This window comes from Dethiosulfatarculus sandiegensis, from assembly GCF_000931935.2.
GTDB classification, from domain to species: Bacteria; Desulfobacterota; Desulfarculia; order Desulfarculales; family Desulfarculaceae; genus Dethiosulfatarculus; species Dethiosulfatarculus sandiegensis.
The window spans coordinates 24722-38235 of the sequence record NZ_AZAC01000019.1 but is presented as its reverse complement, the minus strand read 5'-3'; the positions used below and the strand labels follow the sequence as shown (position 1 = coordinate 38235).

The following is a 13514-nucleotide window of genomic DNA, read 5'->3' as shown; positions in this document are numbered from 1 at the left end:
GGTGGCGTTGTTTTTTAAATAATTAAACACTAAGCCACTGCCTGATCAGCCCTGTGGAGAGTCTTTAAGAAACTGTATTTGGAAACAACGCCTTTGTAGACGTTGTTTTCGTTTACCACTGGTATGGGCCAGTTGCGGGAGGCCACTTCGGGCAATATATCCTGCATGGAGTCATCCATGTTCACGGCCGTGGCATCTTTAATATAGGCCTTGTCCAGAGAAGCCTTGCCTGTGTTTTCCTCTATGGCCTTGGTCAGGCTTTCGGTGGATACTAAGCCGAGAAAACGGCGCTGGGAGTCAAGAACATAACCATAGGAACGGTCTTTTTGGCTTAAAAGTTCGTGGGTTGTGCGCAGGCTGCCATCTTTGGTTTTAATGATGGTTGGGTAGACATCGCGGACAATATCTCCGGCGGAGATAACATTGGTTGGGTCCACACCTCGGAAAAAGGCCCGTACATAGTCGTCGGCCGGGTTCTGCAAAATATCTTCCGGCGTACCCACCTGAACAACGCGGCCGCCTTCCATGATGGCGATGCGGTCTCCTATCCGCAGGGCTTCGTCCAGATCATGGGAAATAAACACCACGGTTCTTTTTTGTTTTTCCTGCAGGTTTATAAGCTCATCTTGCATCTCGGTCCTGATAAGCGGGTCCAGGGCGCTGAAGGCCTCATCCATCAAAAGGATGGCCGGGTCAACAGCCAGCGCCCTGGCCAGGCCCACCCTTTGTTGCATACCACCGCTGAGCTGTGCGGGAAGGGAGTCTTCCCAACCTTCCAGGCCAACCTGGGCCAGTGCCAGACCTGCGCGTTCATTCCTTTTTTTCTTATCAACCTGGGCCAACTCCAGGCCAAAGGCGGCATTTTCCAAAACCGTAAGGTTCGGCAAAAGGGCAAACGACTGAAAGACCATGCTCATGTTGTGCAGTCTGAAGCTGACCAGTTCATCATGGGTCATGGTGGTTACGTTTTGGCCGTCTACAAGGACGTTGCCCGCGGTGGGCTTGATAAGGCGATTGAACATGCGAACTATGGTGGATTTGCCGGAGCCGGAAAGCCCCATAATTACAAAAATTTCGCCTTCGTCGATGGTAAAGTTGGCATCCTGGACACCTACGGTCATGCCGGTTTTCTCCAGGATTTCTTGCTTGCTGAGGCCCTTTTTGCTAAGCTCCAGCCCCTTTTTCGGGTTAGGGCCGAAAATTTTATACAACCCTTCTATCTGAATTTTTTCACTCATACTTTTCCTTTGACCTTTTGTAAGGCTTTCTTAGCCCGAAGATTCTTTCTCTGTTTTGTTTTTTTGAGTTTCCGGCGCTTCCAGCATTTCGCCCTTGCTGTTCCAGTATCCGGTGCAAACAACCGGAGCAGCTTGCAGATCCTGGGCGTTCATCATCTCCACCACTGAAGCAAGCAGTTCGTCAATTTGCCTCTGCTTTTCATAGGGGAGACTCTCAAATCGCTCGGCGAACTTGTCCTGCAAAGGAGTGGGAAGATTTTCGGTCAGCTCTTGGCCTTTGGGAGTCAGGCTCACATAAATTTTGCGGCGATCAGGATTGTTGCGTTGCCTTTGCAGCAATCCCCGGCTTTCCAGACGGTCCAGAATGCCTGTAATGGTCGCCCTGCTCAAATAGACGTTATCCGCCAGGCTAGAAGGGGTGATGAACTCACTTTCCATGATTTGCCGCAGGCATACCACCTGAGGAACAGTCAGCCGGTATTGTTTGTTAACCTTGCGGCTGTACAGGTCCGTGGCCCTGATTATCTGGCGTATATATCTGAAAACATTTTCAGTATAAGATTCAGTCATTTATCTGAAACTTTTGCGCAATGCGCCGGTAAATAAAAATGGTTTATAAAAAAGGATCACATTGTTATTTATATGATTCGTGGCGATATGGTTTGCGATCAAACTATCACGACGCAAAGCAGATGTCAAGGTTGCCGGAATGAACCAATGTGTAAAATTTATACATCAAGCTGAAAATACAAGAAAAACGAAGCATTCTGCAGATTGGTGTTATTTTCCTGTGATTGTTGGTCGGCAAGTTATTGCCGGGTTTGCTGTGTTGGCCCCTGATAAGGGAATGCCTAGTATCAGTAGACTTTTGTTTGTAATCTGTGCATGATAGGTAAGGTCCGCGCAACGCTTGAAAGGGGGCTATGCAGGTGTCTACCTTTCCGAAAAACCTTGCAATAAGCCTTAAGTATTTGATTTATTTATGTATTTGTTTGATTGTAATTCTGTACACACCTGAAGCGGCTTCAGCTGGGCAGCATTGCGGGGCCGAAAATGACTGGCGGAGTCATCTGGTCCCAGACTATTGGCCGCCAAGGCCGGTGCGGCATATTAAATCCCTGGACAGTAAATTGCTAAAGCCTGTGGGGTTTTACAATGCATGCAAACGCCATGATGATTGCTACGACACCTATGGCAGATCCAGGTCAAGCTGTGATAAAAAATTTTATAAAGACATGAAAAAACAGTGCCAAAAGGTTTATGACGCCTTTTGGGATCTGCCCCAGAGAAAGGCATGCGAGGGTGCGGCTTACGGCTATTATCAGGCTGTAGTTAAAAACGGCAGACCTGCCTACTTGTCGGCACAAAAATCGGCTGCTCCGCAAATAAATGCCGATGATAAGCTCCAGACGGTGAAAAAATGAAGATGCCTTTTACCGATCCATAGTCCGGGCGGGTGATAATTTTCATTTCCACCATTAGAACCAAGGAAGAGCGGGGATATTTAGCAAAACCGGATAGACAGGTGATTTGCTAAAAGGTTGGCGGGTATGTTGATTTAATGATTGTCCGTGAGCATCTCCAAGCGATGACGAGTCTTAGCCGAATTCCCATGATGACCTGAGGGGCTCCGGGCCCTGCAACCCGGAGCCTCTTGTTTTATTTGATATTTCTTCTGGTTGAACCCATCAGGAGATCTCTATGCTTTTGGCCTTTTCCTCTGCCTTTTGCGGCAATTCCAGGTTTAAGACGCCGTTTTTGAGCTTGGCCTTTACCGCCTTGGAATCGATCTCCACCGGCAGGCGCAAACTACGGCTGAATTTTCCGTAGCGGGCCTCTTTCAGGTAAAAAGTTTCTCCTTCTTCCTCTTTCTCATAGGCCTTTTCACCGCTGATGGTTATTCTGTCACCATCAATCACCACCTTCAGCTTGTCCTTTTCCATTCCGGGCAGTTCAGCTCTCAGAAAATATTTGCCGTCCCTTTCCTTGAGTTCCAGGTCTGGCTGCCACTGTTCTTCCATCTGGCGAGGCCATTCGGTCCACAGGCGGTCAGAGAAGATATCTCCCATGGGCTCACGGCCAAATGGTGTCATCCACCAGGGACGCCCCTCGCGTGTGGTCAGATTTGCCATTTCTACACCTCCTCTTTGGAAGTTTTCGGTAATCTATATGCGGTTCATGGGGTTGGCACTCCTTCGAGAAACGACCCCATCTTTTAATTTTCAAGATAATAACTCCCGGTTCAATTTCAAATCCGGAGCTTAATTTTCTGTCTTTGCGATTAAGCGGCTTGAATTTTGGGTCGGCAGAAAGGGGATCTAAAGGCGAATTGTGCCTCACAGGCAGAGACTCGGACTTATGTTTCTGTCAATTGTAAAAATTTCGGGCCAAGGAAAATGTTTTAGGGAATAGAAAATAAACAGGGAATGATTTAAGAGAGGTTTTCTTAGTCTACAGTAAAGACGACTTTTTTTGCCAATAGAGATCCCATTTCCTGATCCGGCAAGGGACGGCTGAAATAATATCCCTGTATGCTGTTTGCCCCCAGGCTGTGCAGGAAACGCACCTGATCTGCGGATTCCACGCCTTCAGCCACCACTCGCAGCTTCAATCCCTGGGCCATTGCCAAAATTGCCCGTAGAAGCATGTTGGCATCCTGATCGGCAGGCGCGCCGTCCACAAAGGACTTGTCTATCTTAAGCACGTCAATGGGGAAGAAGCGAAGATATGACAAGGAAGAGTAGCCGGTGCCAAAGTCGTCCAAGGCGATGGTGGCGCCCATTTTTCGTAATTCTTCCAGGACTTTCTTGGTCGCTTCGGGGTTCTGCATCAAGGCGCTTTCCGTGACCTCCAACTCCAGGGCTGATATGGGCAGGCCGGTTTCCGAAAGGGCATCCTCCACTGCTTGAATAAGATCGTCATCCTTAAATTGCCGGGCCGAGACATTGACCGCAACCTTCAGGTTCTGACCAGTGCTTTTGCGCCATTTTTCAGTTAACTGACACGATTTGGTCAGCACATATCTGCCGATCGGAACAATCAACCCCACGTCTTCGGCAAGTGGGACAAAGTCCGCAGGCGAGATCAGTTTTCCGTTTTTCTGCCAGCGGACCAGCGCCTCCATTCCCAGTATGTGCCCATCAGGGCAGGAGACCTTGGGCTGGAAATAAACTAAAATTTCGTTATTTGCCAAGGATCGTCTGAGATCGTTTTCCATTTTGAGCCGTTTGACGGCTTCGGCATCCATGGTTTCAGTAAAAAAGCGGTGTTTCCCCCTCCCGTCCTGCTTGGCCCAACTCAAGGCCAGGTCCGCGTTTTTAATTAATGATTCCGGATCCGGTGAGAAATCCTGGTGATTGCAAACGGCGATTCCCAAAGAGGCTGTGAGAATGATTTCATTGTCATCTACAATAAAAGGCGACTTAAAGAGTTCCTGAATATGGGTGGCCTCAAATATGGCGTCCTCTGGATGTTTAAGGCCTGGGGTTACTAAAACAAATTCATCAGCCCCCAAACGGCAGATCAAGTCGGGATGATGAGTATTTTGGGTCAAACGGCTGGCAACCTTCTGTAAAAGGGAGTCGCCTGCCAAATGCCCCAGGCTGTTGTTGACGGTCTTGAACTCATCTAAATCCAGGGAAATGACAGCCAGGTGCCTCTGATCGTTTTTGGCTTGATTTAGGGCCCGATTCAGGCGATCGACCAGGAGTTTTCGGTTCGGTAATCCGGTCAGCGCGTCGTGATATGACTGATGGTGAAGTTCCTCTTCCTTACTTTTTATGTCAGAAAGGTCGTGAAAGATGGCGACGTATTTGTCGACCCGGCCCAAACTGTCTTTGATTGTGGTGATGGTGCTCCATTGGGGATAGGCCTCACCGCTTTTACGTCTGTTCCAAATTTCTCCCCGCCACTCGCCGTAGGTGCTCAGGCTCTCCCACATTTCTTCATAAAATTGCCGGTTATGGCGCTTTGATTTGAGAATACGGGGAGTTTTGCCCAGAACTTCTTCTTCGTGATAACCGGTTATTATGGTAAAGGCCCGGTTCACCATGATTATGTGGTTTTTATTGTTTGTGACCAGTATGCCTTCCAGGGCCTCGTCAAAAGCCTTTTTAGCCAAGGTCAACTGGCTGTTGGCTTGTTTCCAGGTGGTTATGTCCTGCAAAGTGCCGACTAATCTGACCACAGCCCCGGAGGCGTCTTTTACGACTTTATTAATTGAATTAACATAAGCCATGCTTTGGTCGGCTTTTATTATGCGGTGTCCTATGTCGAAATTTTGGCCCTGACCAATGGAATTATCTATGGCCCTTCTTAGCAACTCGCGGTCTTCCGGGTGAGTTGCCCCCAAGATGTAGGTGACTGAAGGGGGGATGCTTTGGGGGGCAAGCCCCAGGATGCGGTAGGTCTGGTCAGACCAGATGAGTTCATTTGTTTCCAGGTCCCAGTCCCAACTGCCTATCTGGGATATTTGTTGGGCCCTGTTTAGGTTTTCACGGCTCTTTTGAAGGGCGTCGTGGGCTGTTTTTCTTTTGGTTATGTCCCGGCCCAAAACAACCAGACCCATTTTTGTGCCGTCGTCTTCAAACAAGGGTATCTTGAAAGTATCCAGGATTTTTTGTCCGCCTTGAGGTAAGGGGATTATTTCTTCATAGCGGGTGGGCTCCCGCTGCTGCCAGGCCCGATTATCCGTCTCAAAGCCTGTCTCGAAAATGGGCTTGAATAGCGGGTGGATCAGATCGGCCAGTTCTTCATTTGTAAGGCCTTGATAGTCAATGTCCTTTAGGCCGAACAGGTCAATTTCAGCCTGATTGGCCATAATCCAACGCCCCTTGGCGTCTTTGAAACAAACTATGTCCGGCATGGCCTGAATCAGGATGCGGCACTGTTCCTCGGAAAGCCTGCGCGCATTGTCCCTTATGGCTTTTGGGTGCAGATTTTTTAAGCTGACCAAATACCCGCGTGGTATCTCCTGATCATCTAAAAGAGATGAAAAAATAACGTCCGCCCAAAGGTATTGACCATTTTTTTCTTTTACTCTAATGGGCAGGGCATCTGTTTTTTTCGAAAAATCTTGATTTTTTAGGTGGCTGACTGAAAATTGCTTGAGGTCTCCGGGATGGACAAGATTTTCCCACGGCATGGGCTCGCAGGGGCCGGGAGCATAACCCAGGTTGCGCGATATGGAATCGGAGATAAATATTATTTGAAAGTCAGTATCCAGAATCAGATGGATACCAGGGGTGTTTTTAACGATGAGTTTATAAAGACCGTTCTCCAAGAACTCTAGACCAAGGCCTGGGCTGTTTGGCATTCTGTTGAAAACCAGTTTCTCCAGCATGCGCCTGAGTTCTGTGTGGGCGCTCTTTGTTTCCATTCACCTGTTCCCGCGCTTATCCTGAGGAGTCCGTCTTTTTCGGCCTGCTCGCGTTTTTTGACTGCCAGAAGGCAAAAAATCCTTTTGGAAGAAAACCTTTATTGAAATACTCTATTAATTCGGTTGCTTGGCCGGTATTGGCTTATCTTGGAGCGTGCCTATAGAATCCGGCCTAAGACTAATAAAAACGGATCACCTATGATTACTCTTTTTTCTTAGAATATATAACTCTTTGATAAGGCAAACGTTTTAGATAAAATACCTTAGAGGCATCCTTTGTTCCACTATATATTAACTTTTTAGAATTATTCCGACTTAAGAATAACAGCTGCCGGAGCCGAAAACGCCTCCTAGTAGAAGTTATAAAGAAATATGGTTAGGTATCTGCTTAAATATATTAACGGTTTTAATAGGTATGGTCAACTTTGCCTGTCAGGCCCATGTGAATACTACTTTTTACGTTTTCGGGACCTGTGTGCTCCTTATAACCGAGTGGAATTCACAGACAACTCTCTGCTCTAAAAGCAGGAGACAGATGGCAAAACCAGGGGAAAGAACAAATGCGCCAAAGCCTTACCCGCAAAATGAATACAATGGTCCTGGTTATTTTCTTGGCCATGGGTGGTTTGATTACCTTTGGCTTCATGGTTTTGGGGCAACCCATAGTAGACGAGCTGGGGACAAGTTACGCGGTAAACAGGGTGTTGAGGGAGAAAAGCCGGGTGGAGGCCCTGGTGGAGAAGGAAATCGCCCTGGCCCTCAAATTGGCGGATTCACCGATCATAAAAAAATGGTGCACGGATGAATCAGATAAACGTATAAAATCCCTGGCCTTGTCCGAATTGGAGAGCTTTAAGAAGCACTTCAAAAATCATAACTATTTTTTGGCCATGAGCCACTCAGGCCACTATTACTTTAATGATCGTGCAAACAAATATGATCCTCTTCGGCATCGTTACACCTTACACGGGAAGGTTGAAAAAGACGCCTGGTTTTATCGGATGCTCAAGGAAGTTGATGATTATGAACTGAACCTGGATATCAACGTCTTTTTGCAGACTGTTAAAATCTGGATAAATGTCATTATTAAAAATCGGGGCGAAAAAGTGGGGGTTACCGGCACAGGTCTTGACCTTACCGGTTTTCTGAAAGACGTGGTTTATCAGAGCGAAGAGGGGGTGGATATTATCCTCTTGGACCGCGAAGGCAATATCAGCGCCTATAAAAATCCGACCTATATCGAGGCCAATGCCAGGGCCAAGCAAAGCGGTAAAAAAATTAAGATCTTCGACTTGTTGGAAAGCCAAGAGGATAAAGAGAGGTTCGCCTCTCATCTGGCGGCATTGGATAAAGGGACCCAACAGGTCGAAACCTTTAAGATAAATGTTGACGGAAAATCCTATCTCGCCTCGGGAGTGAGGTTGGCCAACCTAGGCTGGCAATGTTTTGTGCTGATTGATCTGCCCAAAATATTAGACCTTAAAACCTTTACTCCTGTCCTGGGGCTGATGCTGGTCTTGCTGGGAATTGCGGTCTTTTTGATAAGCTGGTTTGTAAGACGGGAAATGTTAATGCCTCTTTCCAGGCTATCAGATTCAGCTGAATTGATTTCCCAAAGAAATTACCAGGTGGATCTGCCGGAAGACAAAAATGATGAGATCGGTGCTCTTAGCAGATCTTTTGGGCAAATGGCTGTTCAGGTGAGGCAATATACAGAGAACCTGGAGGATATGGTCGAAGAAAGGACCAAAAGCCTTACTTTGGCCAACCAGGCCTTGGAATTTTCCAATCAAAGGATGACCGACAGCATCAATTATGCCCGGATTATTTTGCAAGGGGTGCTGCCTGCTGATGAGTACTTGAAGGCAATATTCCCGGAGCATGTATTGGTGTGGCAGCCCAAAGACTTGGTCGGCGGGGATATGTATTTTGTAACCCGTACACCCAGCGGAAGGATTATAGTGGTGGGAGACTGCACAGGCCACGGTGTGCCCGGAGCCTTGATGGTGATGAGTGTTCAGGCGCTTTTAAAAAGGGCGCTGAAAACTGTTTCCCCCACCGATCCCTCTCTCGTCTTAACCGAGTTGAATCTTTTGGTGAAAAAAACCCTGAACCATGACCCCGCTTCTCCGGTGGACAGCGGCCTGGATATAGGAATCTGCTACCTTCCCGATCATAATGACGAAATGATATTTGCCGGAGCCGGTATGTCTATATATATTAGGGAGAATGGTAAAGTCACGGTTATCAAGCCGGACAGAAAAGGCTTGGGATACCGTAGGTCTCCCGATAATTACGTCTTTACCAGACACCAGATAACCGGGCTGAAAGGAAAGGTGTTTTATTTAGCATCAGACGGTATTCTTGATCAGCCCGGTGGAAAAAGTGGTCTGCCTTTTGGCAGTAGACGTTTTATAAACTTCCTGGAGTCTCTTGCGAATTTGCCTCTTGAAAGGCAGGGGGAGGCTGTTTATAAAGTGCTTTTAGAATACTCCGGGCCAAGGGAGCAGAGAGACGACCTTGTCTTCTTCGGCTTCCGGGCTTAACAGGGTGTTGAAAAAGCCGAAGCATTTTTTGGGGGGGGCATGGCCCGCATAGCTGGGCGTTTTTTACACCCTGCTAAAAGTCCTTTGTAATTTTAGGGGCGAACTATGAGTAAATTGGATTTATTTGACCTGACTAAAAAATTTCGGGAAAAGGGCATACTCATCACCTTCAGCGGACCTTTTACCCACAAGATAATAGAGGAGCTGGGTAAAGCTATAAGGGGGCATCTGGAAGATGAAAAGTTAAAGGCTTCCGATACCATGCGGGTTTTTTCCGTATTTGTGGAGCAGGCCCAGAATGTGAAGAACTACGTAACCACAGCCTTTAAGGACTGCCCGGACCAGGTGCTTCTCACCACCGGGATGGTAACCATAGCCAAGGCTGGAGTGGATTACAGTGTCAGCTCGGGCAATATGATTAAAAAACAAGATGCCCAAAAGCTCATCGACTGGCTGGAATATTTGAACACCTTGGACCGCAAAGAGCTGCGCGCGCTTTACAAAGAGCAGGCCAGAAAGCCCATGCCGGAAGGCGCCTTGGGAGCCGGTTTGGGGTTGATTGATATGGCCCGCACCGCCAAAGCTCCACTTCAGCATTCCATAAGGGAAGTGGATGCAGAGTTTAGTTTTTACAGCCTGACGGTGCTGGTTTAAGGAAAAAGGTAATGAACAGTTTGATAATAGAAAAAACTTCTTCCACCCCTTCTGTGGAATTTGATCCCCAAAGCGGGCCGCTCAAGATATCGGGAGAATCATATCCTGAAAATACGTTGGATTTTTTCAAGCCCATCATCGAGTGGATAAGTGCCTATGTGAAAGAGGTCAAAACGATAACCCTTGACCTGTATCTGATCTACATGAACACCAGCAGTGTGAAATGTATGCTGGAGTTATTGGATGTTCTGGAAGAAGCCCATGGCAATGGCCACGATATAACCCTGAACTGGTTTTATGACGAGGACAATGACCGGGCTTTGGATACGGCAGAGGAGTTTGAAGAGGATTACACCATGCCCTTTAACATTATTGCCCAGCAAAAAAGGGAGTAACCCGTGGCCAGCTTCAATCATTTTATAGGGGATCTGAAAGCCAGGCTGGCCGAGCCGGAGATGGAAAAGAAGGAACTTTATCCGGAACTGATTTGTTTATTTGATTATTATCAAAAGCTTGAGAGCCGGCTGGAGAAGATATCCCGCATATCGGACGGTATTCAGGCTGAACTGAGAGACTTGAAAGACAAATATGAAAGGCAGTCTGTAACCGATCACTTAACCGGGCTTTTTAACCGCAGGTACGCCACCCAGCGTTTGAAGGAGGAGATTGCCCGTTTTGAACGATATGGGGAGGGCGTGTCGGTCTGTATTGCGGATATAGATAAATTTAAAACAATCAATGATACCTACGGCCATAATTGCGGTGATTTGGCGCTTAGGGGGATAACCCGGCTTTTGATCAATAATTTGAGGAGTTCCGATGTGGTGGCCCGGTGGGGTGGTGAAGAATTTTTATTTCTCATGCCACACACCAACCTGGGGCCGGCGATTCACACTGCGGAGAAGATAAAGAAAATCGTTGCCGAGGCCTCTTTTTCCCATGAGGGAGAGGAGTTCAGAATAACCATGAGTTTCGGCCTTGCCCAATACCAGAAAAAAGACACCCTTGATTCAGTTCTGACCAGGGCTGACCACGCCCTGTACATGGCCAAGGGAAAGGGCCGGAATCAGGTCGCCCATCTGTAAGAATACCTTACCGGGCAATAATCCATACCTTTTATGGCTACCGGTGATCGTCTTGTTCTATTATTCCTTGTAAATTCAATTTGCACCTCTTCCTGTTTTTGCGCTTCCTTAATATTTTTAAATTGATATTAAATTTGTACCTAAATTTCCTGAAAAATGTTACTTAAAATAGGTTGTTTTTTACTATCTCTTGCTGGTTTATTCGCTGAATAACAGGGGGAATTTTTAATGACTGCATCTGGGATGATAATGGCAAAGGGATCGGGAGTTGAGATCTGTTTACATAAATAGTCCGGGCGGGGAAAGCCGCCTTTGGCTGTTCACGGACTTATCGCTAACGGCAGGTCCTTTGATGCCATTGCCTCTGAAATAAATTCCGCCTGCGAATTTTACGCCCTGGATCTCAGGGGCAGGGGCAGGAGGCAAAAACCGGCCAAGGACTATTCCCTGTTCAGGCATGCCTCGGATATTGAGGCCCTTCTGGCAGATCTTGCTTTAAACAAAGTCATCCTCATGGGGCATTCTCTGGGGGGCTATGTTTGCCTGGCTTTTTGCCACCTTCGCCCGGATCTGGTGGAGAAGATGATTTTGATGGACGCCGGAGCCGACCTGACCCCTGAACAATGGGGCAAGGTAACCGCAGGTATAAAACCCAGCCTTGATCTTTTGGATAAAAATTTTTCTTCTATTGGTGAATATCTAAACTTTGTAAAGAGGGCCCCTTTTTTAAATCCCTTGCCTTTTCTCTTTCCCTGCCTCTTTCCACGGTTGGCCTTGAACTGAGGCGTTTGGGCTTGAACAAGCTGTCTTGTCTGGATGAGCCGATTTCTGTTGTGCGTTATGAATACAAGGCCCCAGGCGACATGGTCCATCTTGATATCAAGAAGTTGGGAAAGATCGACGGTGTGGGACATCGCATCACCGGTGACCGTTCCGGCAAAAGACGCAAGCCAGGCTGGGAATACCTGCATGTCTGCGTCGATGATAACAGTCGCACAGCCTACACCGAGGTGCTGCCGGGCGAAAAAGCAACCAGTGCCACCTGCTTCTTAATCCGCGCCCCAACCTGGTTCCAAAGGCATGTGTGGCCATCAGTAGAGTAATGACGGATAATGGCGGGTGCTATCGCTCTTATCTGTTCAAGACGGCTGTGGACCACATCATGGCCAAGCATGTAACCACGCGGCCATACACGCCCCGCGCCAACGGCAAGGCAGAGCGCTTCATCCAAACAAGCATCAAGGAATGGGCTTACAGCCAGGTCTATGAAAACTCGGAGGAAAGAACAGGCCACCTCAAACCATGGGCTGCCTTCTACAACTAACAGCGGCCACACACCGCTTTAAATCGCAAACCACCAATCTCAAGATTGGTTAAATGTGAACAACCTCCTTGGTAATAACAGCTTGGCTGTCTGGATCGCAAGACCTGGACCGACCTTTTTGCGGGCCTCGGGCATGACCGATGAAAGGATGCTTGCCTGGCATGCTGCCTTTGAAAGATTCTGAAAAGCATCGCGAATTTTTAGAGTATCTCGGCGTGCCCAACAAGGAAATAAAAAGAATTCGTTCCCTGGGCATGGCCTGATTTAAGACGAATATGAACCCTGATTCCACATTAACTATTTATTGTCAGAGGGACATGATGGCTTTCAATCTGAAAAGAGTGTTTTTGGCGGTCCTTTTTTTGATTGCCCTGGCGTCTCACAGTGCGTTTGCACAGAGCTCCTCCTGCCGGGAAACGGCCCAATGGCAATATGCAAGCCTCGACGGCTCCAAGGTTTATTATCAGCTGATCGGAGAGACAGGTCAGGCTGTGGTCTTTGTGCATGGCTGGAGCTGTGATTCAAGCTTTTGGCGCAAGCAGATTCCACCCCTGGCCAAGGGGCGCAGGCTGGTGCTGGTTGACCTTATAGGTCACGGAAAGAGCGACAAACCAAAGCTTGAGTATGATCTGGCCCTGTTTGCCGAGTCTGTCAAGGCGGTCGTTGATCACGCCCGGCTTGATAGGGTGGTGTTGGTGGTGCACAGCATGGGGCTGGGGGTGGCCAGGGAGTTTATCAGGCAATGCCCCGGCAGGGTGGAGGGTCTGGTTATCGCTGACGGAGCCTATATCAGAATTCCCCAAGATCCCAAGGAACGGGAAAAACAAAAAGTCCAATGCGCGGCCCTGACGGATATGTTTCGCAAACAGCCTTTTAAAAGGGGCGTGCAGATCTTTGTAAAGGGACTTCTGGATAAAAAAACCCCTGTGGATGTGGCTCAAGAGGTTACTGAAAAGATCTCCTCTACAGAGCCTCGGGTGGCCGTTTCAGCCATGGCCAATTTCTGTAATCCGCACTTTTGGACTGAAGAGCCGATGGGGGTCCCCACCCTGGCGATCTATGCCGACAGTCCGGATATGCCTCAAGATAATCGGCATTACCTTGAAACCTTGTTCTCCGATTTTGAATATCACCTGTGGCAAGGGGTGGGCCATTTCCCCATGTTGGAAAAACCAGTTAAGTTTAATTCACTTTTAGACGGTTTTTTAAAAAGGCTGGAGAATCGTCCAAAGAGGGTGAAAGAGAAATAGACCCAGGTCTGATCGGCAAGGCAACTCCAGCTGAGGCATG

Annotated in this window: 13 protein-coding genes; 9 read left to right on the top strand and 4 right to left on the bottom strand. The window is 47.9% G+C overall.

Annotated elements, in window-relative coordinates:
- Positions 1-29: 29 nt before the first annotated feature.
- Together proV and X474_RS14275 are read right to left on the bottom strand one after the other, a co-directional pair.
- Positions 30-1238 carry a glycine betaine/L-proline ABC transporter ATP-binding protein ProV gene (gene proV, locus X474_RS14280; RefSeq protein ID WP_044349851.1) on the bottom strand — a complete coding sequence of 403 codons (1209 nt, stop codon included), beginning with the start codon at positions 1236-1238 and terminating at the stop codon, positions 30-32.
- A 30-nt stretch (positions 1239-1268) separates the two neighbouring features.
- On the bottom strand, positions 1269-1808 hold the full coding sequence (locus X474_RS14275; protein ID WP_044349849.1) for a MarR family winged helix-turn-helix transcriptional regulator: 540 nt from the start codon (positions 1806-1808) through the stop codon (positions 1269-1271).
- Positions 1809-2167: 359 nt separating this feature from the next.
- On the opposite strand from X474_RS14275, the gene X474_RS14270 reads away from it, so the two are divergent.
- Entirely contained in the window at positions 2168-2662 is a 495-nt protein-coding gene (locus X474_RS14270; protein ID WP_197282113.1) for a phospholipase A2 family protein, read from the top strand.
- 264 nt (positions 2663-2926) lie between these two features.
- Here X474_RS14270 and X474_RS14265 read toward each other — a convergent pair whose 3' ends face one another.
- Positions 2927-3370 carry an Hsp20/alpha crystallin family protein gene (locus X474_RS14265; protein WP_052515228.1) on the bottom strand — a complete coding sequence of 148 codons (444 nt, stop codon included), beginning with the start codon at positions 3368-3370 and terminating at the stop codon, positions 2927-2929.
- Positions 3371-3684: 314 nt separating this feature from the next.
- Positions 3685-6615, bottom strand: coding sequence for a bifunctional diguanylate cyclase/phosphodiesterase (locus tag X474_RS14260; RefSeq protein WP_052515227.1), 2931 nt, complete (start codon positions 6613-6615; stop codon positions 3685-3687).
- A 560-nt stretch (positions 6616-7175) separates the two neighbouring features.
- Between X474_RS14260 and X474_RS14255 the strand changes: the two genes are divergently transcribed.
- The 8 genes from X474_RS14255 (at position 7176) to X474_RS14220 (ending at position 13474) form a co-directional block, all read left to right on the top strand.
- Positions 7176-9161 carry a SpoIIE family protein phosphatase gene (locus tag X474_RS14255; protein WP_044349847.1) on the top strand — a complete coding sequence of 662 codons (1986 nt, stop codon included), beginning with the start codon at positions 7176-7178 and terminating at the stop codon, positions 9159-9161.
- 105 nt (positions 9162-9266) lie between these two features.
- Positions 9267-9815, top strand: coding sequence for a SiaB family protein kinase (locus tag X474_RS14250; protein ID WP_044349846.1), 549 nt, complete (start codon positions 9267-9269; stop codon positions 9813-9815).
- Positions 9816-9826: 11 nt separating this feature from the next.
- Positions 9827-10210 carry a biofilm regulation phosphoprotein SiaC gene (gene siaC, locus X474_RS14245; RefSeq protein ID WP_044349844.1) on the top strand — a complete coding sequence of 128 codons (384 nt, stop codon included), beginning with the start codon at positions 9827-9829 and terminating at the stop codon, positions 10208-10210.
- Between the two features lie 3 nt (positions 10211-10213).
- A complete protein-coding gene (locus X474_RS14240) occupies positions 10214-10900 on the top strand; it encodes a GGDEF domain-containing protein (RefSeq protein ID WP_052515226.1) in 687 nt (228 codons plus the stop codon).
- Between the two features lie 312 nt (positions 10901-11212).
- Positions 11213-11683: an alpha/beta fold hydrolase gene (locus tag X474_RS14235; RefSeq protein ID WP_044349843.1), complete on the top strand. Its 471-nt coding sequence runs from the start codon at positions 11213-11215 to the stop codon at positions 11681-11683.
- Between the two features lie 11 nt (positions 11684-11694).
- Positions 11695-12003, top strand: a complete 309-nt coding sequence (locus tag X474_RS14230) for an IS481 family transposase (RefSeq protein WP_044349842.1) — start codon at positions 11695-11697, stop codon at positions 12001-12003.
- Positions 12003-12224 carry an IS481 family transposase gene (locus tag X474_RS14225; protein ID WP_082464376.1) on the top strand — a complete coding sequence of 74 codons (222 nt, stop codon included), beginning with the start codon at positions 12003-12005 and terminating at the stop codon, positions 12222-12224. The genes X474_RS14230 and X474_RS14225 overlap by 1 nt, the downstream gene beginning before the upstream one ends.
- A gap of 317 nt (positions 12225-12541) precedes the next feature.
- The gene (locus X474_RS14220) at positions 12542-13474 is read left to right on the top strand and encodes an alpha/beta fold hydrolase (RefSeq protein WP_197282112.1); all 933 of its coding nucleotides are present in this window, start codon (positions 12542-12544) and stop codon (positions 13472-13474) included.
- The last annotated feature ends 40 nt before the right edge of the window (positions 13475-13514 follow it).

Bases quoted from the DNA above. Each gene is read 5' to 3' on its own strand.
- proV (WP_044349851.1), bottom strand. From the start codon at position 1,238: ATGAGTGAAAAAATTCAGATAGAAGGGTTGTATAAAATTTTCGGCCCT.
- X474_RS14260 (WP_052515227.1), bottom strand. From the start codon at position 6,615: ATGGAAACAAAGAGCGCCCACACAGAACTCAGGCGCATGCTGGAGAAA.
- siaC (WP_044349844.1), top strand. From the start codon at position 9,827: ATGAACAGTTTGATAATAGAAAAAACTTCTTCCACCCCTTCTGTGGAA.
- X474_RS14275 (WP_044349849.1), bottom strand. From the start codon at position 1,808: ATGACTGAATCTTATACTGAAAATGTTTTCAGATATATACGCCAGATA.
- X474_RS14255 (WP_044349847.1), top strand. From the start codon at position 7,176: ATGCGCCAAAGCCTTACCCGCAAAATGAATACAATGGTCCTGGTTATT.
- X474_RS14265 (WP_052515228.1), bottom strand. From the start codon at position 3,370: ATGGCAAATCTGACCACACGCGAGGGGCGTCCCTGGTGGATGACACCA.
- X474_RS14250 (WP_044349846.1), top strand. From the start codon at position 9,267: ATGAGTAAATTGGATTTATTTGACCTGACTAAAAAATTTCGGGAAAAG.
- X474_RS14220 (WP_197282112.1), top strand. From the start codon at position 12,542: ATGATGGCTTTCAATCTGAAAAGAGTGTTTTTGGCGGTCCTTTTTTTG.
- X474_RS14225 (WP_082464376.1), top strand. From the start codon at position 12,003: ATGACGGATAATGGCGGGTGCTATCGCTCTTATCTGTTCAAGACGGCT.